The sequence below is a fragment of the Streptomyces sp. NPDC048291 genome (genome assembly GCF_043201715.1).
Classification (GTDB): domain Bacteria; phylum Actinomycetota; class Actinomycetes; order Streptomycetales; family Streptomycetaceae; genus Streptomyces.
Genome location: NZ_JBICZC010000006.1, coordinates 448521 through 474337 on the forward strand (window position 1 = coordinate 448521; position 25817 = coordinate 474337).

Consider the following 25817-nt stretch of genomic DNA (forward strand, 5'->3'; position numbering starts at 1 on the left):
ATTGGTGTCACGAACCAAACCGAGTCGAGGAGTCCCCATGCATGCCGCCGTGGTCCGTTCGTTCGACCGTCCGCCGCGCTTCGAGGAGTTCCCGGCCCCCGAGCCGGGCGAGGGCAGGCTGCCGGTGGAGATGATCGCCGCCGGTCTGCACCCGAGGGTCCGCTCCGGTGCCGCCGGCACCCACTACACCAGCGACGGCCGCCTCCCCCTGATCCCCGGCGTCGACGGCGTGGGCCGGCTGCCCGACGGGCAGGTCGTGTACTTCGTGGCCGACGACGGGGACCCCGGCACCATGGCCGAGCGGACGGTCCTCGACCCGCGCCGGGCGGTCCCGCTGCCCGCCGGCGCCGACCCGGTGACCGTCGCCGCGGCCATGAATCCCGCCATGTCGTCCTGGGTGGCGCTGCGCCGCCGGATCACCTTCGAGTCCGGCCAGGGCATCCTGGTCCTCGGCGCCACCGGCAACGCGGGCCGGATGGCCGTACAGGTCGCCCGGCACCTCGGCGCCGGCCGGATCGTGGCCGCCGGCCGCGACCCCGAGCGCCTGGAGCTGCTCGGCGGCCTCGGCGCCACCGACGTGGTCTCGCTGGCCGGGGACCCGGACAAGGCCGACGCCCGGCTCGGCGAGGCCGCCGCGGACGTCGACGTCGTCCTCGACTACACCTGGGGCACGCCCACCGAGCGCGCCCTCCCGGCCGTCCTCACCCGCCGCGCCGACCGCAGCGCCCCGCTGGACTGGATCCAGATCGGCGCCACGGCCGGCCCCGGGATCATCCTCCCCTCCGCCGTGCTGCGCGCGGCGAACCTGCGGCTCATGGGCAGCGGCCAGGGCTCGGTCACCGCGCGCGGCATCGTCGCCGAACTGCCGTCCCTGATGACCGAACTGGCCCGGGGCACCCTCACCGCCGACGCCCGGCCGGTGCCGCTCGCCGACGTCGAGGAGGCCTGGACCGCCCCCACGGAGCCCGGCCGGCGCCTGGTCTTCACGACTTCTCCCAGGTGATCGTCCCGGAACTGAACGCCCGCCCGCCGTCCACCCGTACCTCCGGGCACAGCACGCGTCCGCAGAACGGAGTTCCCCTCGTGAACGCATCCGCAGCCATCGGCGTGACCGGCCTCGGCGTGATGGGCCGCAACCTGGCCCGGAACTTCGCCCGGCACGGCTACCCGGTCGCCGTCCACAACCGCACCCCGGCCCGCACCCGCGCGCTGATCGAGGAGTACGGCAGCGAGGGCGACTTCGTCGGCGCCGAGACCGCCGCCGAGTTCGTCGCCGCGCTCGAACGCCCCCGCCGGCTCATGATCATGGTGCAGGCGGGCGCCGCCACCGACGCCGTCATCGACGAGTTCGTGCCGCTCCTCGAACCCGGCGACATCGTCATCGACGGCGGCAACGCCCACTTCGCCGACACCCGCCGCCGCGAGGCCGCGCTCCGCGAGAAGGGCCTGCACTTCGTCGGCGTCGGCGTCTCCGGCGGCGAGGAGGGCGCCCTGCACGGGCCGTCGATCATGCCGGGCGGCTCCGCCGAGTCGTACGCCGTGCTCGGGCCGATGTTCGAGGACATCAGCGCCAAGGTGGGCGGCGAACCGTGCGCCACGCACGTCGGCGCCGACGGCGCCGGGCACTTCGTGAAGATGGTCCACAACGGCATCGAGTACGCCGACATGCAGCTCATCGCCGAGGCCTACGACCTGCTCCGCCAGGTCGGCGGATACGCCCCCGCCGAGATCGCCGACATCTTCCGGGAGTGGAACGGCGGCCGGCTCGGCTCCTACCTCATCGAGATCACCGCGGACGTGCTCGCCCACGTCGACGCCGCCACCGGCGCCCCCTTCGTCGACGTCGTCGCCGACGCGGCCGGCCAGAAGGGCACCGGGCGCTGGACCGTGCAGACCGCCCTCGACCTCGCCTCGCCGGTCACCGCGATCGCCCAGGCCACCTTCGCCCGCGCCGCCTCCGGCCGGGGTGCGCTGCGCGCCGCCTACGCCGGACTGCCCGGCGGCACGACCCCGCCGCTCAGCGCCACCGAGGCCGACCGCTTCGCCTCCCGCGTCGAACACGCCCTGTACGCCTCGAAGGTCATCGCCTACGACCAGGGCTGGACGATGATCCAGGACGCCGCCGCCGAGTACGGCTGGAAGATCGACCTCGGCGCGGTGGCCCGGATCTGGCGGGGCGGCTGCATCATCCGCGCGTCCTTCCTGGACCGGATCCGCGCGGCCTACCGGGCCGACCCGGACCTCGTCAGCCTGCTGGCCGAGGAGGAGTTCGCGAAGGAGATCGCCGACGCGCAGGTGCCGTGGCGGGAGACGGTCGCGTCCGCGGCCCGCCGCGGCATCCCGGCCCCCGCCTTCTCCGCGGCCCTCTCCCACTACGACACCCTCCGCGCCCCCCGACTCCCCGCGGCCCTCCTCCAGGGCCAACGCGACTACTTCGGCGCCCACACCTACGCCCGAGTAGACCGCCCCGGCGCCTTCCACACCCACTGGGCAACCGACGACCGCCCGGAAACAGAGGCCTGAGCAAGCACCCCGCAAGCAAAGCACCCCGCAAGGGGCGCGGGGAACTGCGTGATGAACCACGACGGACCGTCAGCCAGCAACGCGCCCCAAAAACGTGAGGACGCGAAAGCGTCTCCGTACATCTGCGTCGCCAGCGCCCAGGTCGAGGCCGGGGCGAAGGCCGTGACGAATGGAAGCAGCGTGGCTGAGGCCGGCAGGGGTTGCCGGAAACATACGAGGCGGGTCCTGGTCAGGGCTTCCGTGACCGGACCACCCGGATTGCCGTCCAGGCTGAGGGTGGTCCGGTCTTGTGCGCTACTCCGTAGTGACTCCTCTGTGCTTGGTCCATGCCCGGCATGCGTCGACCATGGCCTTCAGCCAGTCCACGTCGGGCTTCCGGTCGACTGCGGCCCGGTACATCCGCAGGTTGGCGGCAGCGAAAGCATCGACTGCCTGAGGGGCCGCCTCACGCCATGAGGGCAACCGCTCCGCCCAATTCTCCGCGTCGCCCGGGGTGTGCTCGGCCGCAATGAGCTGGACGACCAGGAGGGCAGGGTCGATGAACCCCGCGCCCCGGGTCGGCCAGGCCCAATCGACAGCCCACACTCGCCGCTTCACCACAAGGAAGTTGCTTGGGTTGATGTCCGTGTAGAGAAGCGAGTCGCCCCGGAACAGCTCGGCCTCTGAGCTGACCGAAGTGAACCGGTCCCATCGCGTCTCGGCCCAGTCCTGGGCGATCTGCGGGAGGCACAGACGACCGATCTCGCCGATTGCGTCGACCACCAGGGCAAGGTCAGGCGACTCGGGCGCGAAGTCGGCCGACCGGCCGTCGACCACATCGAAACCCAGGACCAACCAGTCCCTGGCCTCCACATCCCACAGCAGCGGCGGGGAGATGTGCCCGAGGTACCCGTTGATCAGCCTTTCCCTGACGAGGGACTCCCGCCGGCCGCCCGGCCGGTTGCGCATCGCCTTGACGAAGAACGGACCCCTGGCACAGTCGACCACGGCCGTCAGATCCGAGCTGAAGCCGCGCTCGCTCCGGCGGATCGCGCTCACGGGGCCCGTGTGCTCTTCGATCAGGGGGAGGATCGCGGATTCGGGGAGATCGGTGTCCATGGTCCGTTCAGTTCCTCGGGGTGCACTCACTTCCGGGTGTCCCCGGAGAGCACTCGTCGTCGGTGTCGGGAGTACAGGATCGGGCGTCGTCGTTGTCCGGGCCGCATGGGCTGTCCGGACCGCAGCTGCGGGAGCCGCCGAAGTCGCGTCCCGCTCGAATGGTCGCGTTGGCCTGTGCGATCTGGGGGCCGCCGAGGATAGCGCCCAGGGGAGCATCCTGGACGTTTCCCACGCTCAGCCACGTGGAGAACACGCACGGGGAGACCGAGCCGTCCGGACCGATGGACGCGCGCCTGTCCCCGCATCGCCCGCAGAGTCCATCCGTGCACGGGTCCTGCCCGTTCGCACCGCGTCCGAAGGGCCGGACGTGATCGACGCGGACGTTGCGCACCCCCAAGGCCGCCAGCTCCCGCTCCGCCTCTTCTCCGGTGTCGGATGGATCGGAGATGATCACGGACACTCGGAGCGGGACGCTCTCAGTCACCGCCTTCACGATGTTCGCTCGGGTGCGGGCGTGACTGTTCCGCCCGGTGACCGCATTGTGCGCGTCCTCGGGGCCGTAGTACGACGTGGCCAAGCTGATGTTGTCCTGTCGGAGGAGGCTCCACCAACTCTCGTCCAGATGAACCATGTTGCTGTACACCTCGACCGCCAGACCGAGCTTCAACGCGCACTCGATCAGGGTCGGTGCGTCGGGGTGCATCGTGACCTCACCCCCGGTGAACTGCACTCGGGGGACGCCGGCCGCGGCAGCTTCGTCGAGCACGCGAGTCCAGTCCTCGGTGGTCATCGAGCCGTGCGTTCCGTCCGGGCCGGACTCGTTGTGGCAGTGGCCACAGGCGAGTTGACACTTCCGGGTGAGGTCCAGCCACACCAGACCGAGCGCGCCTGCACCTTTGGCGATCGGCGCTTCTGCAGCGACAGTCATTCGCTTTCCTCTCGTTTCGTTGTTTGCAATGGGAGGTGCTGCGTCTTCGCGCCCCGCTCCTGACGGACCATGCGCGGTGCGGCTCGCCAGGAGCGAGAGTTCAAGAGGTTTCGCCGTCCGGCAAGTTACGGAAGATTTCCGAGAGGCCCAGCTGGGGTTGCAGCCGCACTCACGTTCGGGCACGCCAACCGCCTCGGTACCATCGGCACCGGGGTCCTGATCAGGGCTTCCGCGACCGGACCACCCGGAATGCTGTCCAGGCTGAGGGGTGGTCCGGTCTTTTGGTTGTCGGCCGTAGCCGTGCGAGCGGCGCCGACGAACCGGCGCTTCGGAATCAGCTCAGAGCCTTGCCCACCTCGTAGATGGTGGGCCGGTCACCTGGCGCATGGCTGAGCATCGCGTCGATCAACTCGCCCAGCTCACCAGGCGCCTTCACGGGCCGGCGACGACCGTCCGCCACGGCCTCTCTCTGTACCGAGCGAGGAGCGTCGTCCGGGTACTCCATCGCCCGCCAACCAGTAGCGGAGATGAACAGGGAGGCGCCGAGCGCGTACACGTCGGCTTCCTGCGTCGGCTCGGCTTCTCCCGTGTCGAGCACACTCCGTGCGATCTCCGGCGCCTCGTAGTGGACGAGGCAGCCGCGGAACGGGAAGTCGTACCCCTCAGGCACGTGTCCGCCCTGAGCGAGGGCGAGGTCGATGAGGTGTGTTCGTTCCGGGCCGATGATGAAGTGGGCGGGCTGTACGTCACCGTGTGCCCAGCCATTGGCGTGGAGTTCGGCCAGCGCCTCGACGCATCCCAGTGCCACGCTGGTGTGCGGTGCGATGGACGACCCAGGCCGGCGGCAGGGCTCCCACAGTTGGTACAGGTCCGGCCCTTCGTGCCACGGCTGGAAGTTCCAGGTGCCGTGCTCCCACTCGCCGTACGCGAGGTCGACCAGGCCGAGGCGCAGCAGAACGGCCCCTTCACGTGCGGGCGCGAGAGCGGTCCAGGGCTGGGCGGACCAGTCGGCCGTGGCCTCGATCGGGTAGCCGACTTTCACGGCGTAGTGGCCTCGATGGCTTTCTACCTCCCACACCATGGAGCCCCGGCGGTCAAGGACCAGGCGCTGGGACGTGGGCACGAGCGCGTCGAGTACCACGATCGGCAGTTCAGGGGGTGACCCGGGCAACGTCTGTTCTCCTTCCGGGCGAACGCGGCCGACCACGAGTCGAGGCCGGCCGCGTCGCTGCTGTCGTGTGTTAGTCCTGATAGTCCTGACCGTACGGACGGCCGCAGTCCGAGTCGCACTGCGCAAGGTTCGTGCCGTCCACGGTCCACAGGTCGTCGAAGACCTTGAACCCTGCCGCCTTCATGGCGCGTGCCGCAGTGATGACCATCAGCAGGTCGCGGGGCCCGCCGCCCGGCTTCGGGTTGTGGTGCAGGAAGCGGCCCGCGTACCGGTCGCACAGCCTCGCGTACTCCCGTGTGTGCAGGATCAGCGCGTGCAGGCCGAGGTCCACGTCATCGGACGGGACCATGGGGACGTTGGCCGTGGCTGCGGTGACCAGGAAGGCGACCGCCTGGTCCGCGATCCGCGCGGCCCGCTCGGGCGACTGCCCGTTGTGGACGACCACGAAGTGGGCGAGGCTCTCGAACAGCTCCTCACCAGCCACCGCGCGACCGGTCTTCAGATCGTTCACCGTTGCCGTCATGCGAGTACTCCTCCTGTGTGGCGGTGCGTGGTTGGATGGCCGACCCCGAACGGGGAAGGGGGGGAACCAGGGAGTTGGCCCCCGTCCGGGGCGGCCCGTCTACTGACCCATGGCGAGAGCCATACCGATCACCAGGCCGCACGAGCCGCTGATGATGACGACGAACAGGACTCCTGCGTACCGGCCGACAGCGCGCATCACAGCCCATCCCGGCTGTTGCTGTTCCTGATGGCCAGGCGGGCCCTGAGTTCCTCGCGTGGACTCGGCGCCACCACGTTGTCCGGGATGGCATCCCATTCCGTGCCGCCGCCGATCGGCCTTATCTGCACTCGACCGCCGACCGCACCCATGACGACGCCGATCCGGTCTCGGGCGCTGTCCTTCGCCAGTTCACCGATGCCTGGTCTGGTCTGCTGGTTGCTCGCCATGGAAAGGAGCATCGCGATCCGGGGACCTTTGCCAAAAGGTCAGGCTGATTACCCAACTTGGGTAATATCGCGGCAAGTAGAGGACCAGCGACGTTGCGTAGCCCTCGCAGTGTGGGAGCTTGCCGATGCCCGACGCCGACCGGCCGCAGGAACTGCCAGCCAGGCTGCTCACCGATCCCGAGATGATCGACGCCTGTCGAGTGCGGGACTTTGCCAGGGTCTTCCGGCTGGTGAAGACGAAGGCGGGCATCTACCCGTCCATGATCGCCAGACGCTGTGAGCTGACTCCCAGCCGTGTCGGCGAAGTCATCGCCGGACAACGCCAGTTGCAGCACATGGACGTCATCGAGCGCATCGCGGACGGCTTACGCATCCCAGGACACATGCTGGGGCTCGCCCGACGGGTGTGGGAGACACCTCAAGCCCTTGTGGTGACTGAGCGAGAGGTACCCCAGGAACCGGAGCCCGAGCTGCAGACTCCCGCTGCTCTACCTGGCCCCGATGTCGACAGCATCCTGGCCCTGGCCACACGAACGAGCCTGAACGCGGCGACCCTTGAAGCCTTCCGTTCCTCCATCGAGGACTACTGGCGACGGGACGACCAGCACGGAGGCGAGGCGCTGCGGCCGGCCATCGTCGGCCAGCTCCGCCATGTCGTCGGTCTTTTGAAGGAGAAACGACCGCCATCCATCCAGAACGGCCTTTACGGAATCGCCGCCGAGCTGGCACGCCTCACCGGCTGGACTTACTTCGACGCCCGCCAGTACAACCAGGCCCGCGCCTACTTCACCGAGGCCCTGCAACTGGCCAAGGAGATCGATGACCGCCAGTTCATGGCCAACGTCCTTGCCTGCATGAGCTTGCAGGGCACGTACCAGGACAAGCCCGCTGATTCGCTGGCCTTCGTGACGGCCGCCCAGGACCAGGCCCGCTCGGCTGTCGACACCACCCCACGGGTCCTATCCATGCTGTCGATGCGCGAAGCCTTCGCTCACGCCACGCTCGGCAACCGGGTCTCCACGCACCAGGCAATCGGGGAGGCACACCGCCATTTCGAGCAGATTCGGGTGAGCGACCCGGACCCGTCCTGGGTCACGTACTTCGACGAGACGAAGCTGATCGTGGACACGGGCATCGCCCACGGCCGACTGGGCGAAGCAGCCACCGCCGAACCCCTGATCGCGGACGCGTTGCGGCGAGAGGCCCGCACCAACCAGCGCGGCCGGGCGTTTCACTCATTCTGGCTTGCCCGTACACAGCTGGATCAGGGCAAGCTGGACCAGGCGTGCGGCACCGCCACGCAAGCACTTGAACCGGCGTCGGCAGTGGCGTCGGAGCGAGTGTCAGGCCATCTCAGAGAGTTTTACGACCAGTTGGCCCCACACAGGCAGGAGCCCGTAGCCCTGGCCTTCGAAGCGCGGCTACGGGAACTCCTCCCGCCGGTCAACGGATCGCTTCGTCCATGAGCAGGTAGAGCAGGCCGACGAGTGAGCCGCTGCTCACCACCTCTCGGCGGTCGATCATGCCCCGTACCTCTGAGAGGGGAATCCACTCGATGCGGTCGGACTCGTTCTTCTCCGTGGGCGGCCCGGCGTAGGTCGCGCCGTCGATCCGGAAGACGTGATGCTGCGAGTCGGTGATCCCGTTGGCCGGCTCGGCGTAGATCAGGGGCTTGATGGGGCCGGGGCGCCAACCCGTCTCCTCCAGGACCTCACGGGCCGCGGCCTCCTCCGGAGTCTCGCCCTCCTCGACCAGGCCCATGGGCAACTCCCAGGCCCACGAGTCCGTGATGAAGCGGTGCCGCCACATCATCAGGACCTCTTGCCGGTCATTGACCACGGCGGCCACGGCCAGGTGCCGCAGGCGAACAACGTGGTACTCCCACCTGCGCCCGTCAGGCTGCTGGACGTCGACCAGACACAGATTCACCCACTTGTTCGTGTAGATCTGTCGCTCACCGTGCGTCTTCCACTCCATACTTGCGACCCCTCTCTATCGGTCTCCAGGATCTCAGACCGGTTCGGAGGCGGGCGCACGTACAGCCTTTTCGCGTCACCTTGACGAGATGTCCGTCAGGGTCGGCCGCTTGCATCGGAACCTCCCCACGCTACGAGGGGAGGTTCCCGAGGGAGGCTATGCCCCCAGGTGTGGACGCCGGTGGCCATCGCCTAGTGAACGGCCACTGTCAGTGCTGCTTGCTAGCTTGCGTGATGGGAACAGCAGCATCCGCTGCCTGCTGCGCCACTACAGTCGGCCGAACCGGTGGGAAGACGCTCAAGCGGGCGTTGTCAGTGGCGCGAGATAGCGTCGGTGGACGTAGGAGGCTACACGGATGGCGAACAACACCCCGTACAGGTTGGTGACCAATCTGAAGTACTGGCTACTGGCCAGCGGCGGCCTAGTGGTTGGTATGGCGTTGTTGTACGTCTCCGGGCTCTCGTGGTTTGAAGATCATGAGTCGTTCGGCACCCTGGCGAACCAACTCGGCGGTCTACTCGTCGCATCGGTGGCTTTGGCTACCTTGTGGGACTTGGTGGGTCGGCGTTCTTTCTTTAAGGAGATGCTCGAAGTCCTGGAGTTGAAGCAGGACGTCTCCGCGTCAGGACTGACCGGGATCGGTACGGACTACAGGAAGATCGTGGATTGGGACGATTGCCTGCACTCCGCTAAGCGCCTGGACATCTTTGCAGCCTGGGCGACTACGTGGCGCAACAACAATCAAGTGAACCTTCAGCAGATTGCTTCCCGGAACGATGCCAAGATCAGAGTTTGCCTCCCTGATCCCACAGACCCCAACTGCATCAAGTCCCTGGCCGCGCGCTTCAACACGAGCCAAAACGACGTCCGTGGCAAGATTAACGAAGCGATCGAGGGGTATAAAAAAATTGATGCAAACGGCAGTGCAACCGGGCGGGTTGAGATCTACACCACTTCAGTCTTCAGGGCGTTCACCGCGTATCGCATCGACAGCCAGTTCGTTGTGACGCTCTACCATCACAAGGACAACCGACGCGGCCTCTTCCCTGCTCTGACATGCAGGGAAGGAGGTTCTCTGTTTGCTTTCTTCGAGGAAGATTTGGAGGGGACTCTCGATGCAAGCACAAAAGTCTACCCCTGAATCCCATTCTGGCCACGTCGAGGTTTTCCGCCGCGATTTGCCAAGTCGCTTGTATGCGGACTTCCTGAAAAGCGGAAGGCTTGCCTGGGATATTGAGACCAACGGTCTCGATCCGGGCAACTCTCAGATCGGTACGTGTCAAATCTACGCGCCGGACGTGGGTATCTTCATTGTGACTCATGTAGCGGACGCTGTGCCATCCGTGCTTGCTCGCTTGCTGTCGGATAAGCGCGTACTAAAGGTATTTCACCATGCGCCGTTCGACCTGTCGTTTATGGCGTCTGCGTGGGGTGTCGAGCCAAGCAATGTGGCCTGCACGAAAATTGCCGCGAAACTCATCAATCCGGTGGCTCCAGCTGATCAATTCTCGCTGAAGTACCTGATGGCGCGCCATTTCGGTTTCAAGCTGGACAAGTCCGTCAGGTTCACAGATTGGCTGGCCGACTCTCTGAGTGCCAGCCAACTGGAGTACGCGGCCGGGGATGTGATCAGGCTGCTCGACTTGTACGATCTGCTTCTTGCAGATATCGAACAGCTTGGCCTGACTGATCTCTATGATCGGTGTGTGGAGTTCTTGCCTTCTCACGTGCAGCTGCGCCTTCGGGGGTGCCCCGATCCGTTCAAATACTAGGCGCGCCTCACGTAGGCAATGAACATAGGTCGGCGTAGCGTCTTTGGGGCTGGAGCTGCGGCGGTTCGGCCGGCAGACCGTCATGGTGACGACGCAGCCGGTCAGAGTTGGACGGCAACGACGGCACGCGGACGCACGTGATCGCTGGCTTGCGCAGTTGGAGCAGGAGGCCGTTGGCACCCCTCATGGCAAGCTGCCCGATCCTACGGATCAGAAGGTCGTAGGTCTTCGAGCGGAAAGCATGGCCAGTGGACCCCGTGTGGACCATGAGTCCCGCGCGAGGCCGGAGGCCGCTACGCTGTACCCGCTCCGTCCCTGGTGGGCGAGGGCGGGGTGGGTTGCCCGAGCGGCCTAAGGGAACGGTCTTGAAAGGGGCGCGGGGAACTGCGCGACAAGCCACGACGGGTCCGCGGTGGACGACGCTCCGACACACGCCGGACGGTGGCACGGCCGCGAGTGCCGCGAAATGCCGTCGGCGGTCTGCGACATCGTCGTGGCTTGTCGCGCAGTTCCCCGCGCCCCCAAAAGACGGGCGTTGCAGTCCGACCCCGTCAGACGGGCACCCGCACCGCTTCCGCCGGCGGCACCCGCAGAGCTTTTCGCGTCGGCAGCTCGATGGTGACGTACGCCGTCACCACCACCGTCACCGCCGCCGCGGGCAACAGCCAGGCCGGGCCCGCCGGCCAGGGGCGGGACAGGAAGCCCTCGCCCAGCAGCACCAGCGGCACCGCGGACAGCGCCGCCCCCGAGACGAGCGCGGCGACCGCGATCACCCCGGCCTCCCGCCGCATCATCGCGAGCACCTGCCGCGGCGTCGTACCGACCAGCCGCAGCGCGGCGATCTCCGTGCGGCGCTGGGCCGTTGCCGCGACCAGCCGGTTGGCGATGCTGAGCAGCAGGTAGCCGAGGAGGACGACGACGACGGCGAGGTTCACCCACACCTCGGGCGGGGTGTCCGCGCCCGCGTGCGGAGCCGTGTCCGAGACGGCGAGCCCGGGGCGGGCGCCGGCCAGCGCCGTGAGCCCGCGTTCCGCGGCGGCCGTGCCGTCGGTGCGGACGAGGACGCTCTGGTCGAGCCCGGACGTGGTGTGCCCGGCGGCCAGGTCGTGGGAGAGGACGACCGGGCCGAAGCCGAGCCCGCGGTCGTAGACGGCCACCACCTTCGCCTCGACGGGCGCCCCGTCGCCGAGGAACAGCTTGATACGCGCGCCGAGTCGCGCGTCCCGCGGGCCCGCCACCTCGCTGCTGACGGCGACCGTGGCGCCGGTCAGCCCGGCCAGGCTGCCCCGGGTCACGCCGAGGTCGAGGACGTCCCGCGCGGCGGGCGTGAGGATCAGCGCGGCCGCGGACTCGGTCTCGGTGTCGCCGAACATGCGGTACGGCCAGACGACGGTGGTGGAGCCGACGGGAGCCGCCGCCCGCACCCCGGGCACCCGCCGCACCTCGGCGAGCGTGTCCGCCGGCAGCCCGCCGAGCGCCGCCGCGCTCAGCCGGTACTGCCCCAGTGTCCCGGCGCGGGTGTCGTCCGCGGTCGCGGCCAGCACGGTGGTCTGCGCGAGCGTGTACGTCAGCACGAACACCACCGCCATCGCGAGCGGGCTGACCACCCCGGTGACGCGCTGCGTGTACGCCCGGACGTTGGACATGGCCAGCCAGGTCGGCGCGGACACCCCCGGCCGCAGCCGTCGTACGACCGCCTCGCCCGCCGCCCGGACCAGTGCGGGTCCGGCCAGGGCCAGGCCGATCGCGGCGACGATGCCCGCGATGGAGGTGGCGGAGGCGCCGATCAGGGTGCGTTGCAGCAGCGGGGGGACGGAGAGGGCGCAGGAGGCGGCGATCAGGAGGAGGCCCGCGACCGTACGGGGGCGGGAGGGGGTGCGGGGCTCGCTGCGGGACTCGGCGACCGCCTCGGTGGCCGGCATCCTCGACGTGCGCCAGGCCGCACAGCGGGCCGAGAGGCGGACGGCCGCGAGGAGCAGCACGACGGTGGCCAGGGCCGGCAACGGGCTGAAGGTGAGGGGGAGTCGGGCCGGGAGTACGTCCCGGTGGACGAGCAGGGTGCGGAAGCGGCCGGCCAGCAGGTAGCCGAGGGCGACGCCCGGGACCAGGGCGACGGCGGCCACGGCCGTCGACTGGGCCGCCGCCAGCCGCCGGATCTGCCGGGGGGTCGCACCGACGGCCCGCATCAGCGCCAGGTCGCGGCGCTGCCCGGCGATGGCCACGCCCAGGGCGCCGGTCGTGACGAACCCGGTGATCAGCAGGACGATCCCGGAGAGCGAGCCGGCGAGGAGGACGAGGAGGGAACGGGCCGAGCCGATCCCGGGAGCCACGGCCGTACCCCGGTCGGCTCCGGTGAGGACCCGCAGACCGGTCCCGGCGACTGCCGCGCGCACCGCCGAGGCGACCTGGCCGGTGGCGCCGGGCCGGGTGCGGAGGCCTATGAGATCGACGGTGCGGGCGCCCGTGGCGGCCGTCTTCGTGCCGTCGGGGGCCGCCAGCTCCGCCGCCCTGCCGTCCGTGAAGTAGAGGCCCGCGTCCGGGTCGTGGACCACGGCCGAGACCCGGTAGGCGGTGGCCGCACGGCCGTCGGCGGTGACGCGGACCCGGTCGCCCACGGACAGGCCGGTCGTCGCGGCCACCGCCACCTCGGCCGGGTCCGCCGGAGCCCGGCCCTCGACCCGGGCGCCGGCGAGCAGCTTCGCCGAGGACCAGCCGTGCCCGGCCGCCGCCGGGTCCCGGTCGTCGGTGCCGACCGGGAGCAGGCGGCCCCGCGCGTCCGTCACGGCGGCCGGGAAGCCGAGGTCGCCGACCGCGAGGGTGACGCCGGGCAGCCCGGCCAGGCGGGCGGTGAGACCGGCCGGGACGCCGGCCCGTTCGGGCAGCGCGATCGGCAGGTCACCGGGGACGTGGTACTCCTGGTCGGCCGCGACCACGACGTCCGCGCCGGCGAGGCGGCCCGGGGGCAGCTGGGAGCGGAGCCCGGACTCGGCCAGCACCCCGGTCGTGGTGATCAGGGCGGCGGCGCCCAGGACCGCGCAGGCCACGGCGAGCAGCGAGGCGATGCGGTGCGCGGCCATCCGCAGGGCGAACCGGAACATGGTCAGTGCTCTCCCAACGCGGCGAGTCTGGCGGCCAGCTGGCCCGCCACCGGGTGGTGCAGGGTCTCGACCACCCGGCCGTCGGCCATCACCAGCGCGGTGTGCGCGCGGGCCGCGGCGGCCGGGTCGTGGGTGACCATCACGACCGTCTGGCCGAGGTCGTCGACGAGGTCCCGGAGCAGGTCGAGGACCTGGTGGGCGCTGCGCAGGTCGAGGGCGCCGGTCGGTTCGTCGGCGAAGACCACCGCCGGGCGCGCGGCCAGCGCCCGTACCAGCGCCGCGCGTTGCTGCTGGCCGCCGGAGAGCTCGGCGGGGCGGTGGTGGAGCCGGTCGGCGAGGCCCACCCGTTCGACCAGGGTGCGGATCCAGTCCCGGTCGGGGCGGCGGGCGGCCAGCCGCAGCGGCAGCGTGATGTTGTCCTCGACGGAGAGGGACGGGATCAGGTTGTAGGCCTGGAAGACGAAACCGACGCGCTCCCGGCGCAGTTCGGTGCGCTTCGTCTCGTTCAGCCCGGAGATCTCCCGGCCGTCGATGCGGACGCTGCCCGAGGTCGGCGCGTCCAGGCCCGCCGCGCAGTGCATCAGCGTGCTCTTGCCGGAGCCGGAGGGGCCCATCACGGCGAGGAAGGTGCCGTGCTCCACGGTGAGCGTCACGTCGTCCAGGGCCCGCACCCCGCCCGCGTACGTCTTGCCGACACCCGCGAGCGCGATGGCCGGGGCCCGGCGGGCGGTGTCCGTCAACGTCGCGTTCACCGGCGGCCTCGCAGCCGGCGCACGACCAGGGCGCCCGCGCTGAGCAGGGTCAGCACGCCGCAGGTCACGTTGATCCACGCGTCGACACCGCCGTACGAGGTCGCCATGTTGGCCGCCGCGCTCAGGACGAGCAGGGACCAGAGCAGGGTGCGGGTGAGGTCCACGCCGCCGTCGGCCGTGCCGCCCCGGTGGTCGGCGGGCGGTGTGCCGGTGAGGCGGTACGGGTCGGGGTGGGCCACGGGAAACCTCCTGCTGGGGGCCGATGTCCTGGGTGGGTACGGGCCCCGACGCTACGGACCGTGACCCCCGTCGGCCGATCCCGTCTGCCGCCGGATCGCGGGTACAGCAGGCTGTACTTTCCGGGGCTCCGGGGCCCGGCGAACTGCCTTACGCCCTAGGGTCGTCAGTGTCGAGAGGAGGGGCCGAGGATGGCTGTCACCGGCACCCGGCCGGACCGCACGGACGAGGGCGGGGGCGACGGCGGGCGCGGGGGCGAGGACAGGCGTGGCGGCGGGTTCGGCCGTGAGGGGCTGAAGGCCGTCGCCGGGCGGGCGGTACGGGCCTCGGGCGCCGCGCTCGCGGAACTCGTCGGCGGGCTCGGTACGGCCGCCCTGGCCCTGCTCCTGCTCCTGCTGCTCGCGGTCGCCGCGGTGACCGCGCCGCTGGGCGCCGGGCTGCTGCTGGCGGCCCCGCTGCCGCGCGCGCTGCACGCCCTGGCCGGCCGGGAACGCGAACGGCTCGGCAGGCACGGCCCCGAGGTCGTCGCCCCGCAGCCGGCTCCGCCGACCCGGCTGCGGCTCGCCCTCGCCGACCCCACCACCCGGCGGGAACTGCACTGGCTGGCCCGGCACGGCACGGCCGGCCTGCTGCTGGGCCTGGCGGGGTTCCTGCTGCCGCTGTCCGCCGTACGGGACACGGCGTTCCCGCTGTACTGGCGGTTCGCGCCCGTGGACACGACCGCCACCTCCTTCGGCTACGGCGTCGCGCACTCCTGGGCGGACGCCTTCGCCGTCTGCGCGTTCGGGATCGGCTCGATCGCCGTCATCCTGGGTCTGACCCCCGGCATGGCCCGGCTCCAGGCGGACCCCGGCCGGCGGCTGCTCGCCGCCGGACCCGACCAGGACCTCTCGCTGCGGGTCGCGGAACTCACCGCCACCCGGGCCGCCGCGCTCGACGCCCACGCCACCGAACTGCGGCGCATCGAGCGGGCGTTGCACGACGGCACGCAGAACCGGCTGGTCTCGGTGACCGTGCTGCTCGGCGCCGCCCGGCGGCAGGTGGCGCGGGACCCGTCCCGCGCCGACGAGATCCTGGAGCGCGCCCAGTCCGCCGCCGAACAGGCGCTGGCCGAACTGCGCACGGTCTCGCGGAGCATCCTGCCGCCGGTCCTGGACGACCGGGGGCTCGCGGGTGCGCTGTCCGGCCTCGGCGCCGACTGCCCGGTGCCCTGCCGGATCGACGTGGACGCGCCCGAACGCTGTGCCGCCTCCGTCGAGGCGACCGCCTACTTCGTCGTCGCCGAGGCCCTGACCAACGTCGCCAAGCACAGCGGCGCCCGGTCGGTCACCGTGACCGTCCGGGCCCGGGGCGGGCGGCTGCGCCTGACCGTCGCCGACGACGGCCGGGGCGGCGCCGAGGAGGCCGGCGGCTCCGGACTCACCGGCATCCGCCGCCGCATCGCGGCCCACGACGGCACCCTCCGCCTGGCCAGCCCGCCCGGCGGCCCGACAACCCTGGAAGTGGACCTGCCCAGTGGATCGTGAAGCACCAGCGCACGGCGCGGTACCCGCGCGAGGCGCAGTACCCGCACCCGGCGCCTTATCCGCGCGCCCCGAGGCCCCTGCCCGCGCCGACGCGGAGGTGTCCGACGGTGTGCGGCCCTCGCTGCGGATCGTGATCGCCGAGGACGACCCGTTGCTCCGTGAGGGGCTGGCCCTGCTGCTGCGGGCCGAGTCGATGGACGTGGCCGCCACCGCCGGTACCGCGGAGGAGGCGCTGGACGCCGTGGAGGCGCACGCGCCGGACGTCGCCATCCTCGACGTCCGGATGCCGCCGACGCACACCGACGAAGGCATCCGCGCGGCCGTCGAGGCCAGGCGCCGCCACCCCGGTCTCTCCGTCCTCGTCCTGTCGGCGTACGTCGAGCAGAGCTTCGCCACCCAGCTGCTCACCGGCGGGGTGGGCGGGCTCGGCTATCTGCTGAAGGAACGGGTGGGCCGGGTCGAGGAGTTCCTGGACGCCCTGCACCGGGTGGCGTGCGGCGGCACCGCCATCGACCCCGAGGTCGTCGCCCAGCTCTTCACCCGGTCCCGCCAGGACACCCGCCTGGAACGGCTCAGCCCGCGCGAGCGCGACGTGCTGGCGCTGATGGCGGAAGGCCTCGGCAACTCCGCGATCGCCGAACGGCTCGTCGTCACCGACGGCGCCGTCCACAAGCACATCCGGTCCATCTTCGCGAAGCTCGACCTGTCCCCGGCCGACCGGGTGGACCGCCGGGTGGCGGCGGTCCTGCACTACCTGGAGGACGCCCGGGTCAGATCCCGCTGACGCGGCTCAGACGCGGACGCCGAACATGAACGGGCCGCCGATGGTGGACATCGACTCGTAGCGGACGACCGTGCCGGTGCGCGGGGCGTGCAGGATCTGGCCGTTGCCCGCGTACAGGCCCACGTGGTGCAGGTCGTTGAAGAAGAAGACCAGGTCGCCGACCTGGAGACCGGACGTCGAGTAGATCTTGGTGCCGATCGTCGCCTGGGACTCGGAGGTACGGGGTATGGAGACGCCGGCCTGCGCGTAGGCCCAGGAGGTCAGGCCCGAGCAGTCGAAGGAGGACGGGCCGGTGGCGCCGTAGACGTACGGGGTGCCGAGCCTGGTCTTGGCGGCGGCGAAGGCGGCGGCGGCCCTGCCGGTGGCCGAGGTGTCGTTGCCGAGGTCCACCCGGTCGCTGGCGGAGCGGCTGGCGCGGTCCTGCTCGGCGGCGAGGGCGGCCTTCTCGGCGGCGGTGAGGCTGTTGAGCAGCTTCTGCGCCTCGGCGAGCTTGGCCTGGACTTCCGTCTTCTTCTTGCCGAGTTCGGTGCGGGTGGCGGCCAGGTCCTTGAGCTTGCCGGTGGCCTCGGCCCGCTCCTGCGCCAGTTCGCGCTGCTTGGCCTGGATCTTCTTCAGCGTCTCGACCTGCTGGCTGCTCAACTGGTCGAGGGCGGACGCCTTGTCCAGGTAGCTGTCCGGGTCGGAGGAGAGGAACAGCTGGAGGGACGGGTCGATGCCGCCGCTGCGGTACTGGGCGGTGGCCATGGAGCCGATGCCGTCGCGGAGGTCGTTCAGTTCGTCCTGGCCGCGCGCGACCGACTCCTGGAGCGTGGATATCTGCTTCTGGAGCTTCTCCTGCTTCTCCTTGGCCCCGTTGAACTTCTCGGTGGCCTGCTCGGCCTCCTCGTACAGCTTGTCGACCCGGGACTTGACCTCGTCCTTGCTCGGCTTCGCGACGGGCGCGGCGTTGGCCGCCTGTGAACTGAGGGCCACGGCGGCAGCGGCGGCGGAGGTGAGGACAGTGACGCGGGCACGGCCCGGCTGCTTGGCACGACGGTGGGACGCCACGGAGGCGAGCTCCTTCCGAGCAGAGGTTCGGGCAACAGACCCTAATGACTCTCTTATGGTCAGTTCAAATCTTCGCATGAAAATTCTTGGCTGGAACTGACCGGAGGTGACTGTCCCCTGACGGCACATCGAACGAAAGGGTCTGGTGATTGTAAAGAACCTTGACAGTTAAATGGTCTAGTCCAAACATGGGCGTCCATGAGACGCACTCGTGCCCTGCACGCCCTGCCCGCAACCGCCCTGTCCGCCGCGCTCGTTGCCCTCGGGGCAGGCGCCGCGCACGCCGCTCCGCACGCCGTCCCGCACCACGCGAAGCCCATGCCCGCGCACGTCGCGGCCCCCTACTTCGAGGCCTGGACCGGCGAGAGCCCCGCCGCGCTCGCCGCCGAGTCCGGCAACAAGTACCTCACCCTCGCCTTCCTCCAGACCGCCGCCGCGGGCTCCTGCACCGCCGACTGGAACGGCGACGCCACCCAGCCCGTCGACCCGGGGACCTTCGGCGCCGACATCGCCACCCTCCAGGCCCGCGGCGGCAACGCCATCCCCTCCTTCGGCGGCTACAGCGCCGACACCACCGGCACCGAACTCGCGGACAGCTGCACCGACGTGGACGCCATCGCGGGTGTCTACGAGAAGCTCGTCACGACGTACGGCATCAGCCGCATCGACCTCGACATCGAGGCGGACTCCCTCGCGAACGCGGCCGGAATCGACCGCCGCAACAAGGCGGTCGCCAAGGCCGAGCGCTGGGCCGAACGCACCCACCGCCCGCTCCAGTTCTCCTACACCCTGCCGACGACCACCAAGGGCCTGGAGGACGACGGCCTGGCCGTCCTCCAGAACGCCGTCGCCAACCACGCGCGCGTGGACGTGGTCAACATCATGACCTTCGACTACTACGACGGCGCCGCCCACGACATGGCCGCCGACACGAAGACCGCCGCCGACGGCCTGCACGCACAGCTCCACGCCCTCTACCCGCACAAGAGCGCCAAGGACCTGTGGGGCATGGTCGGCGTCACCGAGATGCCCGGCATCGACGACTTCGGCCCGGCGGAGACCTTCACCACCCAGAACGCCGCGACGGTCGAGCGCTGGGCCGCCGCCCAGGGCATCGACACCCTCTCCTTCTGGGCCCTCCAGCGCGACAACGGCGGCTGCGTCGGCACCGGCGGCGCCAACGCCTGCTCCGGCATAGCCCAGGACCCCTGGTACTTCAGCCACACCTTCGCCCGGTTCGGCGGCCCGCGCCGGTAGCCCACCGGCCGCCCCGCGGCCGACCCGCGGTTGCGGCCCGGGCGTCCACACCCTGTGGACGGCCCGGGCCGAACCCCGTGCGGGCCGCTACGGGTTGACGACCGTCCCCCCGAAGGAGACGTTCAGCTTGCCGCTGGAGGCGAAGGACCAGCCGAGGGCGCCCGAGTAGGAGGCGCACCGGGAGCCGTTGGTGCCGGTCCAGAACTGGTCGGAGCTGTCGGTGTTCCCGACGGTCTTGTCGTTCGAGCCGCTGACGGCGAACCGGCACGAGGTGTCGGTCCGGAACACCGAAGTGCCCTTGTCGAACGAGAAGTTGCGCTCGGCGTTGTCGATGCCCACGTTGTTCGAGACGGTCATCGTGCCGGGGTTGCTGTTGTAGGTGAACCCGTGGTGCCCGTTGCCGTAGGCGATGTCGTGCTGCACCACGTGGTTGACGGCGATGTCGTCGCCGCCCAGCTTGTAGCCGTTGCGGTCGCCGTCCCCGCTCTGACTGCCGTCGCTCAGCGTGCCGTTGCCGTAGGACAGCGAGTACTCGATGGTGACCGGGCCGATGGCACCCGTGTCGGTCTTGGTGTACAGGTCCCAGCCGTCGTCGATGTTGTTGTGCGAGACGTCGTACCGGAACACGTTCCCGGTGCCCGTGGTCAGCTTGGCGGCGAAGCCGTCGGCGTCCTCGCCGTCACTGTCGGCGTTGTCGTGCGACTCGGAGCTGACGACCAGGTTGTTCGCCGGCCAGGCACTGCTCGACGTGCTGGAGGAGATCCGGCCGAGTTGCAGTCCGGTGTCGCGGTTGTACGCGGTCACGGTCCGCTCGACGACGTTGTTGCTGCCGCCGACGTAGATGCCGTTGTCGCCCGCGTGCTCGACGGTCAGGCCGTACAGGTGCCAGTAGTCGGCGAAGAGCTGGATCCCCCGGTTCGACGAACTCTCGCTCTGCGCCGAGAAGTCGAGGACCGGGGACTCGCCCGGGTAGGCGGAGAGGGTGGTGAGCGCGCCGGAACTGCCGTTGGAACCGGCCGGGATGGTCACGGTGGAGGAGTAGGCGTACGTACCGCCGCGCAGGTAGATCGTGCCGCCGGCGGCGATACGGCTGATCGCCGAGGTGAGCGTGGTCGGCGCGGACTGGGTGCCGGCGGCGCTGTCGGTGCCGCTCGGCGACACGTACAGCACCGTGGACGCGGCCTGTGCGGGGCCGCCCGACAGCGCGACGAGAGTGCCGGCGAGCAGGCCGACGGCCGCGATGACTGGTCTCACGTGCATCGTTCGTCTCCGTTCGTCTCCGTACAGCTCCGTGCGGGACCTTGCGGAAAGCGCTTTCTCTGCGAAGCTAGGAGGGTGGCGTGGGCGCGTCAAGGGTCATGTATGTAAAGCCAGTTCACGAGTGTGTCCGCGAGGTGTCCTGGGGTTGCCGTGGGGGCATGTCCGGCGGGGATCGAAGGAGGGAGTCGGAGGCGGGGATCGGAGACGGGAATCGGAGGCGATCGGAGGCGGGAATCGGACGCGATCGGAGGCGGGAATCGCACGCGGAAATCGGACGCGGGAATATTTCGACGGTGATCGGAATACGGGTCCCGGCCCCTCCGTTGTGCGGGTCATGGACGAGATCACGCGCAAGATCGACCTCGGCGCCATCGGTGTGTGGCGCCACGACAGGACCGCGCCCGAACTGGCCGTCGCGCTGGAAGACCTGGGCTACGGCACCCTCTGGCTCGGCAACGTGACCGACCCGGACCTCACCGACGCCGAACGGCTGCTGGACGCCACCGGCCGCCTGGTGGTGGCCACCGGCATCGTGAACATCTGGTCCAACCCGGCCGACCGGATCGCCCGCGCCTACCGGCGCATCGCCGAACGCCACCCGGACCGCTTCCTGCTGGGCATCGGCGCCGGCCATCCGGAGGCGACGAAGGAGTTCGTCCGGCCGTACCAGGCCCTCAACGACTACCTGGACGTCCTCGACGCGGGCGGTGTCCCGGTCGCCCGGCGGGCGCTGGCGGCCCTCGGCCCGCGCGTCCTGCGTCTGGCCGGCGACCGCACGGCCGCCGCGCACCCCTACCTGGTCACCCCCGAGCACACCCGCCTGGCCCGCGACCTCCTCGGCGCCGGACCGCTCCTCGCCCCCGAACAGAAGGTGGTTCTGGAGACCGACCGCGCCGCGGCCCGCGCGATCGGCGACGCCACGCTCGGCTTCTACCTGAATCTGACCAACTACGTCGGCAACCTGCGCCGCCTCGGCTTCGACGACGCCGACTTCGCGGACGGCGGCAGCGACCGCCTCTTCGACGCGCTCTTCGTGCACGGCGAGACGGCCCGGGTGGCGGCGGGCGTCCGGGCCCATCTGGACGCGGGCGCCGACCATGTGGCGGTGCAGCTGGTGCACGCCGACGGCACCGACCCGCTGCCGGGCTACCGGGCGCTGGCGGAGGCGTTGAAGCCGGGCGGCGAGTAGGCCCGGGGGCTCACAGGGCGGCGAGGAGGGCGTCGAGCGGCGCGGGTACCCGGTCGGCGTCCAGGGCCTCGACGAGGACCCGGCCGTAACGGATCTTGCGGCCCGACGTCGTACCGAGGAAACGGCGGAACTGCTGCTGCGCGGTGCGGCCCTGCTGCGCGGGCTGGTTCAGGAAGGTGCGCAGCGCGCGGTGGTCGCCCTCGGCATGGGCGAGTTCGGCGACGCGCGCCGGGCCGAGGGCGCGGACCAGCTCGTCCTCCAGGTCGGCCGCGCAGACGAAGACGCCGTGCTGGGGGGCGCCGGCCCGCTCCAGGCCGCGGGCGTAGTAGGGGAGTTCGCGTTCGTCGCAGAGCCCGGTCAGACGCAGGCCGAGGCCGGTCGGCCCGAGGAGGCGGGCGTAGTGGCCGACGTTCATCGCCCCGCCCATCGACAGCACGCAGACCCCTTCGGCCGCCAGGTCCCGGCCGCGCCGGGCGGCCAGCGCCTCGACGGCCGCGAGGTCGCTGGGGCCTTCGAGCAGCACGGCGACCCGGACACCGAGCCGGCCGGCCAGCTCCCGCACCCCCACCTCGGAACCGCCGCCGGCCCCACCACCGACGACCCAGTCACGGACGGCTTCCCGGAAGGCGGCCATGTCGGGCGCGGGGGTGGCGTGCGTTGCGGTTGCTGCGGGTGGCCCGGGTGGCTCGTTGGGCCCGGCTGCTCCGGCTGCTCCGGCTGCTCCGGCTGCTCCGGCTGCTCCGGCTGCTCCGGCTGGCCCGGCCACTGCGCCCGTTGTGGCTCTTGCGGCTGCTGCGACTGTTGTGGCTGTTCCCTCTGCTGCGGCCGTTGCGACTGCTGTGGCCGTTCCCTCTGCTGCGGTCGCCCTGCCCGCTGCGGTCGCCCCGTCTGTCACGGCCGTTCCATCCGCTGCGGCCGTTCCGTCTGCCGCGTCTGCCGCGTCTGCCGCGTCTGCCGTGTCCGGCGTGTCCGGCGTGTCCGTCATGGGTCGAGTCTCCGCCCGGGTCCGGCGGCGGTGCCACGGAATATCCGGGGCGCCGCCGCCGGACCCGGGGAGACCCGGGCGGGGGGGGCTCAGGCGATGCGGGCTCCGGTGCCGCTGACGTGGACCCGCGGGTCGCCCGCGCGCAGGGTCACGGTGAGTTCGCCGGGGCGGCCCAGGTCCTCGCCCTGGTGGAGGGTGAGGACGGCTTCCTCGGGGGCCAGGCCGAGTTCACGGACGTAGGCGCCGAACGCGGCAGCCGCTGCACCGGTCGCCGGGTCCTCGACGACCCCGCCCACCGGGAACGGGTCGCGGACGTGGAAGACGGTCGCGGACTCGCGCCACACCAGCTGCACGGTGGTCAGGTCCAGGCGGTGCATCAGCGCTTCGAGGCGCGCGAAGTCGTAGGCGAGGTCCGCGAGCCGGGCGCGGGTTGCGGCCGCGAGCACCAGATGGCGGGCGCCGGCGAACGCGATGCGCGGCGGGAAGGCCGGGTCGAGATCGGTGGCCGGCCAGTCGAGCGCGGCCAGCGCCTCCGCGAGGTCGGCGTCGGCGATCTCCTCGGTGTGCGGCTCGACGCTGGTGAGGGTGGCCCGGACCGTCCCGCCCTCCTCGGTCACCGCGACCGGCACGGTGCCCGCGCGGGTGGCGAACACCAGCTCCCCGGGGCCGGTGCGCTCGGCGAGCGCGACGGCGGTCGCGATGGTGGCGTGACCGCAGAACGGCACCTCGGCCTTGGGGCTGAAGTAGCGGATGGTGTACGCCCGTCCGTCCCCGCCGTCCCCGCCGTCCCCGCCGTCCCCGCCGTTCCGGCCGCCGAGGCCCTCCGGGGGCGCGGTCAGGAACGCGGACTCCGAGTAGCCGAGTTCGGCGGCGACGGCGAGCATGCCGGCGTCGTCCAGACCACTCGCGTCCAGCACCACCCCGGCGGGGTTGCCGCCGTCGGGGGAGCTGGAGAAGGCGGTGTAGCGCAGGATCTCGGGCCGAGGCGCGTTCGTCGTCATGGTCGCGGCAACGTGGCGCGGACCGCAGGCTATTCCTGCGTCGTTGCCGGGCTGTTCCCGGCGCGACCGCCGTCCGTGTCGTCCCGCCGGTGCCGGTGGGTGGCGGTGATGCCGGCGAGGACGAGATCGACGCCGTCGAGGAACTGCTCGCGGTCGTCGTGCCCGCGCATCTGGTCCGCGACGGCCCGGGTGAACGGGTACTCGTCGGGGTCGAGGTCCTTCCATGCCGCCGACACGGTGTCGAGGAACCCGGCACGGTCCACGCCGGGCGGGAGCGCGCGGCCGATCGCGCTGTTCACGGCGTTCTGGCCGGCGGCGCCGAGGACGTAGTGCACCAGCGCCGAGGTCACCGTGAACCAGCTGCTCTCGGGCACGTCGAGGGCCCGGACCCGCTGGCCGATGCTCTCGAAGATCCGTGGCGTGACCGTGCCCGCGGGGCTGCGGGAGAGCTGCGCGGCGAGCTGCGTCGGGAGCCACGGATGCCGCGCGATGGCGTCGAACAGCCCGAGCGCGACGCCCCGGATTCCGTCCTGCGGCGAGGCGGGGGGCCCGGACTCCCCTGACCGGGGGACCACGGCGGCGGTGACGACCGCGTCCGTGGCGGCGGCGAGCAGCTCGTCCTTGTTCGCGACGTGCCAGTAGATCGCGCCGGGTCCGGTGGCGAGGCGTTCGGTCAGTGCCCGGAACGTCAGCCCGCTCTCGCCTGCCGTGTCGAGCAGCTCGACGGCCGCCTCGACGATGCGCTCGCGGGAGAGCGCGTCGGTGCGCCGCTGTGACCGGCGTGTCCGCGTTGCCATGGCGCCATCTTGACACGGCTGGAGCACCGTTCCAACATGGAACGACGTTCCAGGATGGAATGTCGTTCCAGTCTTGTGGGCCGTCGTCTCCGAGAGGCCGGCCCCACCCACCCCGGGGAGTCACCATGCGTACGCCCGTCACGATCATCGGAGCCGGACTCGGCGGCCTCACCCTCGCCCGCGTCCTGCACGTCCACGGCATCCCGGCCACCGTCTACGAGGCGGAGGCCTCTCCGGCGGCCCGCGCCCAGGGCGGGATGCTCGACATCCACGAGCACAACGGCCAGCCGGCGCTCCGGGAGGCGGGCCTGTACGAGGAGTTCCGCGCCCTCGTCCTGGCCGGCCGCGAGGCCACCCGGGCGCTCGACGCCGACGGCACCGTCCTCTTCGAGGAGGCCGACGACGGTACGGGGGGCCGCCCCGAGGTGCTCCGCGGCGAGCTGCGCCGGATCCTGCTCGAATCGCTTCCGGCCGGCACCGTCCGCTGGGGCCGCAAGGTCACCGCCGTCCGCGTCCTGGACGCGGGCCGCCACGAGGTGACGTTCGCCGACGGCACCGCCGTCACCACGAGCCTGCTGGTCGGCGCGGACGGCGCGTGGTCACGGGTACGGCCGCTGCTGTCCGCCGCGGTGCCCGAGTACACCGGCACCTCCTTCGTCGAGACCTACCTGTTCGACGCCGACACCCGGCACCCGGCCGCCGCGAAGGCGGTCGGCGAGGGGGCGATGTTCGCGCTCGCGCCGGGAAAGGGGATCCAGGCCCACCGGGAGACCGGCGGGACCCTCCACACCTACGTGGCCCTGCGCAGGCCGCCGGAGTGGTTCACCGACGCCGGCTTCACCGGTCCGACCGGTCCGACCAGTCCGACCGGTTCCTCCGGCCCGACCGGTTCCTTCGATTCATCCGGTCCGTCCGGTCCGTCCGGTTCCTTCGGTCCCGCCGGTCCCGCCGGTTCCTCCGGTTCCGCCGGTCCCGCCGGTCCCGCCGGGGCGGGCACCGCCGCCGCCCGCGTCGCGGCGGAGTTCGACGGCTGGGCCCCGGAGCTCACCGCGCTGATCACCGACGCCGACACCGCTCCGGTGCTGCGCCCCCTGCACACCCTGCCCGCCGGGCACCGGTGGGACCGGGTGCCGGGCGTGACCCTGGTCGGCGACGCGGCCCACCTGATGGTCCCGAGCGGCGAAGGCGCCAACCTGGCGATGTACGACGGCGCCGAACTCGGCAAGGCCCTCGCCGCCCGCCCCGACGACACCGAGGCCGCGCTGACCGCCTACGAGCAGGCCATGTTCGCGCGCAGCGCGACGGAGGCCGCCGGCGCCGCCGAGCTGCACGAGCACATGTTCGGCGACGACTCCCCGCACGGCCTGATCGCCATGTTCACGGGAACGGGAACGGGAACCGAGACGGGAACGGCGGCAGGCGCTGGCGCTGGCGCAGGCGCAGGAGCCGGGCGGACGGAGTGAG

Annotated in this window: 24 protein-coding genes; 10 read left to right on the forward strand and 14 right to left on the reverse strand. The window is 71.2% G+C overall.

Going from position 1 to position 25817, the window contains the following annotated elements; all coding sequences use genetic code 11:
* Window positions 1-37 precede the first annotated feature (37 nt).
* Complete coding sequence (locus ACGF5O_RS18750) at window positions 38-1003, forward strand: zinc-binding alcohol dehydrogenase family protein (protein ID WP_393810956.1); 966 nt, start codon at window positions 38-40, stop codon at window positions 1001-1003.
* A gap of 80 nt (window positions 1004-1083) precedes the next feature.
* A complete protein-coding gene (gndA, locus tag ACGF5O_RS18755) occupies window positions 1084-2523 on the forward strand; it encodes an NADP-dependent phosphogluconate dehydrogenase (RefSeq protein ID WP_393810957.1) in 1440 nt (479 codons plus the stop codon).
* A gap of 294 nt (window positions 2524-2817) precedes the next feature.
* Here the strand turns inward: gndA and ACGF5O_RS18760 are convergent, their stop codons facing one another.
* The 5 genes from ACGF5O_RS18760 to ACGF5O_RS18780 form a co-directional block, all read right to left on the reverse strand.
* Entirely contained in the window at window positions 2818-3621 is an 804-nt protein-coding gene (locus tag ACGF5O_RS18760; RefSeq protein ID WP_393810958.1) for a hypothetical protein, read from the reverse strand.
* Between the two features lie 7 nt (window positions 3622-3628).
* Window positions 3629-4549 (reverse strand): radical SAM protein, encoded by a 921-nt coding sequence (locus tag ACGF5O_RS18765; protein WP_393810959.1) that lies wholly within the window; start codon window positions 4547-4549, stop codon window positions 3629-3631.
* Window positions 4550-4883: 334 nt separating this feature from the next.
* Window positions 4884-5720, reverse strand: coding sequence for a protein kinase (locus ACGF5O_RS18770; RefSeq protein WP_393810960.1), 837 nt, complete (start codon window positions 5718-5720; stop codon window positions 4884-4886).
* A 70-nt stretch (window positions 5721-5790) separates the two neighbouring features.
* Window positions 5791-6243, reverse strand: coding sequence for a glycine-rich domain-containing protein (locus ACGF5O_RS18775; RefSeq protein ID WP_393810961.1), 453 nt, complete (start codon window positions 6241-6243; stop codon window positions 5791-5793).
* Window positions 6244-6440: 197 nt separating this feature from the next.
* Entirely contained in the window at window positions 6441-6683 is a 243-nt protein-coding gene (locus tag ACGF5O_RS18780; protein ID WP_393810962.1) for a hypothetical protein, read from the reverse strand.
* 113 nt (window positions 6684-6796) lie between these two features.
* Between ACGF5O_RS18780 and ACGF5O_RS18785 the strand changes: the two genes are divergently transcribed.
* On the forward strand, window positions 6797-8137 hold the full coding sequence (locus ACGF5O_RS18785; RefSeq protein WP_393810963.1) for a hypothetical protein: 1341 nt from the start codon (window positions 6797-6799) through the stop codon (window positions 8135-8137).
* Here ACGF5O_RS18785 and ACGF5O_RS18790 read toward each other — a convergent pair.
* A complete protein-coding gene (locus ACGF5O_RS18790; RefSeq protein ID WP_043407174.1) occupies window positions 8115-8648 on the reverse strand; it encodes an NUDIX hydrolase in 534 nt (177 codons plus the stop codon). The genes ACGF5O_RS18785 and ACGF5O_RS18790 overlap by 23 nt on opposite strands.
* 355 nt (window positions 8649-9003) lie before the next feature.
* Between ACGF5O_RS18790 and ACGF5O_RS18795 the strand changes: the two genes are divergently transcribed.
* Both ACGF5O_RS18795 and ACGF5O_RS18800 read left to right on the forward strand, forming a co-directional pair.
* Window positions 9004-9789 (forward strand): hypothetical protein, encoded by a 786-nt coding sequence (locus ACGF5O_RS18795; protein ID WP_393810964.1) that lies wholly within the window; start codon window positions 9004-9006, stop codon window positions 9787-9789.
* The gene (locus ACGF5O_RS18800) at window positions 9764-10420 is read left to right on the forward strand and encodes a ribonuclease D (protein ID WP_393810965.1); all 657 of its coding nucleotides are present in this window, start codon (window positions 9764-9766) and stop codon (window positions 10418-10420) included. Before ACGF5O_RS18795 ends, ACGF5O_RS18800 begins: the two co-directional genes overlap by 26 nt.
* Before the next feature lie 551 nt (window positions 10421-10971).
* On the opposite strand, the gene ACGF5O_RS18805 is transcribed toward ACGF5O_RS18800, so the two are convergent.
* The 3 genes from ACGF5O_RS18805 to ACGF5O_RS18815 are packed head-to-tail and all read right to left on the reverse strand — an operon-like array spanning window position 10972 to window position 14509.
* Window positions 10972-13518, reverse strand: coding sequence for an FtsX-like permease family protein (locus tag ACGF5O_RS18805; RefSeq protein WP_393810966.1), 2547 nt, complete (start codon window positions 13516-13518; stop codon window positions 10972-10974).
* A 2-nt stretch (window positions 13519-13520) separates the two neighbouring features.
* Window positions 13521-14270, reverse strand: a complete 750-nt coding sequence (locus tag ACGF5O_RS18810; protein ID WP_393810967.1) for an ABC transporter ATP-binding protein — start codon at window positions 14268-14270, stop codon at window positions 13521-13523.
* On the reverse strand, window positions 14267-14509 hold the full coding sequence (locus tag ACGF5O_RS18815) for a hypothetical protein (RefSeq protein WP_393810968.1): 243 nt from the start codon (window positions 14507-14509) through the stop codon (window positions 14267-14269). Before ACGF5O_RS18815 ends, ACGF5O_RS18810 begins: the two co-directional genes overlap by 4 nt.
* Window positions 14510-14698: 189 nt before the next feature.
* Between ACGF5O_RS18815 and ACGF5O_RS18820 the strand changes: the two genes are divergently transcribed.
* Together ACGF5O_RS18820 and ACGF5O_RS18825 are read left to right on the forward strand one after the other, a co-directional pair.
* Entirely contained in the window at window positions 14699-16033 is a 1335-nt protein-coding gene (locus ACGF5O_RS18820; RefSeq protein ID WP_393810969.1) for a sensor histidine kinase, read from the forward strand.
* A 121-nt stretch (window positions 16034-16154) separates the two neighbouring features.
* On the forward strand, window positions 16155-16817 hold the full coding sequence (locus tag ACGF5O_RS18825; RefSeq protein WP_362580983.1) for a response regulator transcription factor: 663 nt from the start codon (window positions 16155-16157) through the stop codon (window positions 16815-16817).
* A 6-nt stretch (window positions 16818-16823) separates the two neighbouring features.
* Here ACGF5O_RS18825 and ACGF5O_RS18830 read toward each other — a convergent pair whose 3' ends face one another.
* A complete protein-coding gene (locus ACGF5O_RS18830) occupies window positions 16824-17864 on the reverse strand; it encodes an NlpC/P60 family protein (RefSeq protein WP_393810970.1) in 1041 nt (346 codons plus the stop codon).
* 198 nt (window positions 17865-18062) lie between these two features.
* Between ACGF5O_RS18830 and ACGF5O_RS18835 the strand changes: the two genes are divergently transcribed.
* Window positions 18063-19121: a chitinase gene (locus ACGF5O_RS18835; protein ID WP_393810971.1), complete on the forward strand. Its 1059-nt coding sequence runs from the start codon at window positions 18063-18065 to the stop codon at window positions 19119-19121.
* Between the two features lie 87 nt (window positions 19122-19208).
* Here the strand turns inward: ACGF5O_RS18835 and ACGF5O_RS18840 are convergent, their stop codons facing one another.
* On the reverse strand, window positions 19209-20381 hold the full coding sequence (locus tag ACGF5O_RS18840; RefSeq protein ID WP_393810972.1) for a right-handed parallel beta-helix repeat-containing protein: 1173 nt from the start codon (window positions 20379-20381) through the stop codon (window positions 19209-19211).
* Window positions 20382-20715: 334 nt separating this feature from the next.
* On the opposite strand from ACGF5O_RS18840, the gene ACGF5O_RS18845 reads away from it, so the two are divergent.
* Window positions 20716-21570, forward strand: coding sequence for an LLM class F420-dependent oxidoreductase (locus tag ACGF5O_RS18845; RefSeq protein ID WP_393810973.1), 855 nt, complete (start codon window positions 20716-20718; stop codon window positions 21568-21570).
* A 10-nt stretch (window positions 21571-21580) separates the two neighbouring features.
* Here the strand turns inward: ACGF5O_RS18845 and ACGF5O_RS18850 are convergent, their stop codons facing one another.
* The 3 genes from ACGF5O_RS18850 to ACGF5O_RS18860 form a co-directional block, all read right to left on the reverse strand.
* The gene (locus ACGF5O_RS18850) at window positions 21581-22204 is read right to left on the reverse strand and encodes a TOPRIM nucleotidyl transferase/hydrolase domain-containing protein (protein ID WP_393810974.1); all 624 of its coding nucleotides are present in this window, start codon (window positions 22202-22204) and stop codon (window positions 21581-21583) included.
* A gap of 440 nt (window positions 22205-22644) precedes the next feature.
* Window positions 22645-23556 carry a PhzF family phenazine biosynthesis isomerase gene (locus ACGF5O_RS18855; RefSeq protein ID WP_393810975.1) on the reverse strand — a complete coding sequence of 304 codons (912 nt, stop codon included), beginning with the start codon at window positions 23554-23556 and terminating at the stop codon, window positions 22645-22647.
* A 29-nt stretch (window positions 23557-23585) separates the two neighbouring features.
* On the reverse strand, window positions 23586-24353 hold the full coding sequence (locus ACGF5O_RS18860) for a TetR family transcriptional regulator (protein ID WP_393810976.1): 768 nt from the start codon (window positions 24351-24353) through the stop codon (window positions 23586-23588).
* 125 nt (window positions 24354-24478) lie between these two features.
* Here ACGF5O_RS18860 and ACGF5O_RS18865 point away from each other — a divergent pair, with 125 nt between their 5' ends.
* Window positions 24479-25816 (forward strand): FAD-dependent oxidoreductase, encoded by a 1338-nt coding sequence (locus ACGF5O_RS18865; protein WP_393810977.1) that lies wholly within the window; start codon window positions 24479-24481, stop codon window positions 25814-25816.
* Window position 25817: the final 1 nt, after the last annotated feature.